3 protein-coding genes and 1 pseudogene are annotated in these 4208 nt (G+C 72.9%); 1 reads left to right on the top strand and 3 read right to left on the bottom strand.

Annotated elements, in window-relative coordinates; genetic code table 11:
- Positions 1–447 (bottom strand): FAD-dependent oxidoreductase (locus tag PROKR_RS15535; protein ID WP_245605842.1); only part of this gene is annotated, 447 nt, incomplete at its 3' end.
- 267 nt (positions 448–714) lie between these two features.
- The gene (locus PROKR_RS15530) at positions 715–1410 is read right to left on the bottom strand and encodes a demethylmenaquinone methyltransferase (protein WP_036964525.1); all 696 of its coding nucleotides are present in this window, start codon (positions 1408–1410) and stop codon (positions 715–717) included.
- 109 nt (positions 1411–1519) lie between these two features.
- Between PROKR_RS15530 and PROKR_RS15525 the strand changes: the two genes are divergently transcribed.
- Complete coding sequence (locus PROKR_RS15525) at positions 1520–2974, top strand: isochorismate synthase (protein ID WP_036964524.1); 1455 nt, start codon at positions 1520–1522, stop codon at positions 2972–2974.
- A gap of 97 nt (positions 2975–3071) precedes the next feature.
- Here the strand turns inward: PROKR_RS15525 and PROKR_RS15520 are convergent.
- A pseudogene (locus tag PROKR_RS15520) lies at positions 3072–4208 on the bottom strand (hypothetical protein); the annotation flags it as partial.

Here is a 4208-nt window from a genome sequence, read left to right as displayed (position 1 = left end):
CGGCTGGGCGGTGACGCCGACGACGCGGCCGTCGTCGTCCCGCAGCGGGCCGGTGACCTTGGTGCGCTGCAGGAGCTTGGCGCCGCTCGCCTGGGCGTGCTGCGCCAGGGTATGGTCCAGGCCCATCCGGGTCCGGGCCATGCCGTAGCCCGGGTAGGTGGTCAGGGCGGGCCAGTCCAGCTCGTAGGAGCGGCCGCCGCCGTGGACGCGCAGGCCGCGGTTGCGGATCCAGCCGTCCTCCTGGCGGGTCGGCACGCCCATGCGGACCAGCTCCGCGACGGCGCGCGGCGTGAGGCCGTCGCCGCAGATCTTGTCGCGGGGGAACTCGCCCTTCTCGAGCAGCAGCACGTCGAGCCCCGCGGCCGCGCACCAGTGCGCGGTGGACGAGCCGGCCGGACCGGCGCCCACCACGATGACATCCGCGTCGTCGCGTATCGCTCTTCGCACGTTCACCCCCGTTGGGAACCCGCTGCCTGGTCGTTGCTGACCTGTTGTGCGGGGTTCGGCAAGGGCTTCATGACAAGCCCTTGTGAACCCTGTCACAACACCGACACCCTAGCCACACTTAGGGGGGATTGTGTAGGAAGGTTCCCCTTACTTGGGGAGGTCGCCGGCGCCCAGGGCGACGAGGTCGTGACTTTGCATCGAGATCGGTCCAACGCTGGACCGATCTCGATGCAAAGTCACGACCTCGCGGAAGAACTACGGGAGGGGTCAGGCCGCGCGGACCGCCCGGTGCAGCGCCACGATGCCGCCCGACACGTTGCGGTAGGCGGCGTGCTCCCACCCGGCCTCCAGCATCAGCTTCGCGAGATCGACCTGGTCGTGCCACCCCCGGATGGACTCCGCCAGGTAGTCGTAGGACCCCTTGTCCCGGGTCACGGCGTTCGCCACCACGGGCAGCGCGCGCATCAGGTATTCCTGGTAGACCTTCCGGAACGGGGCCCAGGTCGGGGTGGAGAACTCGCAGATCACGATCCGGCCGCCCGGCCGCACCACGCGCCGCATCTCCTTCAGCGCCACGCTCGTGTCCACGACGTTGCGCAGGCCGAAGCTGATCGTCACGGCGTCGAACGACTCGTCCGCGAACGGCAGCCTGGTGGCGTCGCCCGCGACGAACGGTAGGTCCGGACGACGCCGCTTGCCCACCTGGAGCATGCCGATCGAGAAGTCGGACGGGACCACGAAGGCGCCGTCGGCCGCGAAGGGCTCACTGCTGGTGCCGGTGCCCGCGGCGAGGTCGAGCACGCGCTCGCCCGGCATCGCGGCGACCGCCTCGACCGTGAGGCGGCGCCAGCGGCGGTCCTGCCCCATCGAGATGAGGTCGTTCGTCAGGTCGTAGCGGGCGGCGATGCCGTCGAACATCGACGCGACCTCGGCCGGCTTCTTCTCCAGGCTTGCACGGGACATAGCCGCCATCGTTTCACGCCGCAGGGTCGCCCGGGGGTTACGGACCATCCGCTGTGACCTCCCTTACCGGCGGCAGGCGCTCGGGGCCCGCGCGCTTATGCTGAAAGCGATGATCGCTTCACCTTCCGGCGGCACCCCCGGCACACCCACCGGCTCCCCCTCCGGCATCAGCGTGTACGACTCCTGGCCGGCCGAGGCGCCGACCACGTCCGACGAGGCGCCGCCCGGCGCTCCGAACGGCCCGCTGCTCGTGGTGCGGACCGTGGCGACGGACGACCTGCCCGGCACGCCGACGGCGCTCGTCGACCGGCTGCCCGACACCAACGCGCTGGCCTGGGTACGGCACGGCGACGGGCTCGTGGGCTGGGGCGAGGCGCTGCGGTTCGAGACCTTCGGCCCCGGCCGGTTCGCCGACGCCGACGAGGCGTGGCGCCAGGTGCTCGACAACGCCGTGGTGCACGACGACGTCAACCTGCCCGGCAGCGGCCTGGTCGCGTTCGGCAGCTTCGCCTTCGACGACGTCTCCCCCGGGGACGAGGCCGAGGACCCCGCGCGAGCGAGCGGCGTGCTGATCGTGCCGCGCGTCGTCGTCGGACGGCGGGGCGAGCGGACCTGGATGACCACGATCTCCCTGGTGGGCGACCGGTCCGCGCCCGTGGGCGAGGACCTGCTGTCCGCCTACCCGCGGCAGCCGGTCACCGAGCCAGGCCGCGTGACGCTGGCCGACGGCGCCGTCGCCGCGGCGGACTGGCCGGCCGTGGTGGCCGAGGGCATCGCCCGGATCCAGACCGGCGAGCTGGAGAAGGTGGTGCTCGCCCGCGACGTCGTGGCGACCGCCGAGCACCCGCTGGACACCCGGCACCTGCTGGGCCGCCTGGCGTCCGCGTACGACGCCTGCTGGGCCTTCAGCGTGGACGGCATGGTGGGCGCGACGCCAGAGCTGCTGGTGCGCAGCGAGAAGGGCCTGGTGGCCTCCCGCGTGCTGGCCGGCACGATCCGGCGCGAGCACGGCATGGCGGACGCCGACGACGCCGACCTGCTGCGCGCGGCCCAGCTCGCCCGGTCCTCCAAGGACCTGGAGGAGCACGAGTTCGCGGTGCGCTCCGTGGCCGCCGCCCTGGAGCCCTACTGCTCCTCGATGAACGTGCCCGAGGCGCCGTTCGTGCTGCACCTGCCGAACGTCATGCACCTCGCCACCGACGTGACCGGCGTGCTGACCGACCAGCGGGGCGGGCGCGCCCCGTCGTCCCTGTCGCTGGCCGCTGCGCTGCACCCGAGCGCGGCCGTGTGCGGCACGCCGACGACCGCCGCGCGCAGCCTGATCCGCGAGATCGAGGGGCTGGACCGCGCCCGGTACGCGGGTCCGGTGGGCTGGGTCGGCGCGGACGGCGACGGCGAGTGGGGCATCGCCCTGCGGTCGGCGGAGATCTCCGCGACCGACCCGCGGCACATCAGGCTGTTCGCGGGCTGCGGCATCGTCGCGGCGTCGGACCCGCAGGCCGAGCTGGCCGAGTCCGAGGCCAAGCTGGAGCCCATGCGCTACGCCCTGGGCGCGGTGTCCTGACCGTCCGTTGAGTCACCCACACCCGTTGAGTGCTGGGTATTTGTTGGTCGGAGGCGGTTCCGGCGACAAATACCCAGCACTCAACGGGTGGCGGCGGTCAGGGGGTGCCCGCCGTCGGGCCCTTGCCGATCGGGCGGGCCGGGTCGCCCCAGACCTGCTCGCGGAAGTGGTCCCACACCTGCCGGTCGGACGTCGCGCCGATGAAGCCCATCCGCGCGTCCGTGGCCGTCAGCAGGATCTCGATCAGCGAGGCGCCCTCGAGCACCTTGGTCGCGACCTCCAGGAGGTCCTGGCCGTCGGGCAGGTTCGCGTGGATCGACGACACGTACATGTGCGCGTCGCCCTCGAGCGACACGGAGTCCGCCCGGGTGTCCGTGCCCGCGACCGTGCCCTCGTCGTAGGCGTACGACTTGAGCCAGAAGCCGTCGACGACCACCTTGTCGGCCGAGATCTTGATGGCGTCGCGTCGTGTGCCGTCGTTCTTGACCGGCACGTTCGCCAGGCCGATCCCGTTGATGCCGGTGAGCGGGATGGTCAGGTCGCGGCTCTCCAGGTCGGCGGGGAGCGAGAAGACCGAGCCGTCCTCCTTGGCGCCGCACTGGCCGGGCAGGTCGACGTTGAGGTCGTACCTGCCGCCGAAGGTCACCTTCACGCAGGTGCCCAGCTCGGTGTGCAGGGCCTCCTCGATCGTCGCCTGCGGGTCGATCTCGCCGCAGGGGTCGCTCGGGGCCTCGTCGGCGGCGTCCGCGGGGACCTCGCCGTCCTGCGTGGGCTCCTGGCACTCGGGCTCGTCGCCCTCGTCCGCCGCACCCTTGCCGCCGTCCTCGTCCTTGCCCCCGGAGCCGGCGTCGTCGGCCGGGTCGGTCCCACCGCCGGTGACGTCGTCGACCGCGTCTCCGACCGGGTCCTCGTCCTCCCCCGCGGTCTCGGACGCGCTGGGCGACGGCGTGGGCGACGCGGACGGCTCGGCGTCCCCCTCGTCGCACGCCCCGAAGACCACGCACCAGAACGAGTCGTCCTGCTTGGCCTCGGCGCCCGACGTCGAGGCCGGCAGGCTCATGCCACCGACCGCCATCGCGCCCGCGACGACCACGGCCGCGGACTTCTGCGAGAGCGCGCGCAGCGCGCCGCTGAGCGACTCCGCCCTGGGGATCGCCTCGGTGTCGGTCGCGGTTCCGGGGGCGGACGACGGGGCGTCGCCCGGCTCCGGGGCGTCGTCCGGCTCCGGGGCGTC

It is taken from the genome of Promicromonospora kroppenstedtii DSM 19349, assembly GCF_000515355.1.
GTDB lineage: Bacteria > Actinomycetota > Actinomycetes > Actinomycetales > Cellulomonadaceae > Promicromonospora > Promicromonospora kroppenstedtii.
The sequence above is the reverse complement of the archived record's forward strand: the minus strand, read 5'-3'. Positions and strand labels throughout refer to the sequence as shown.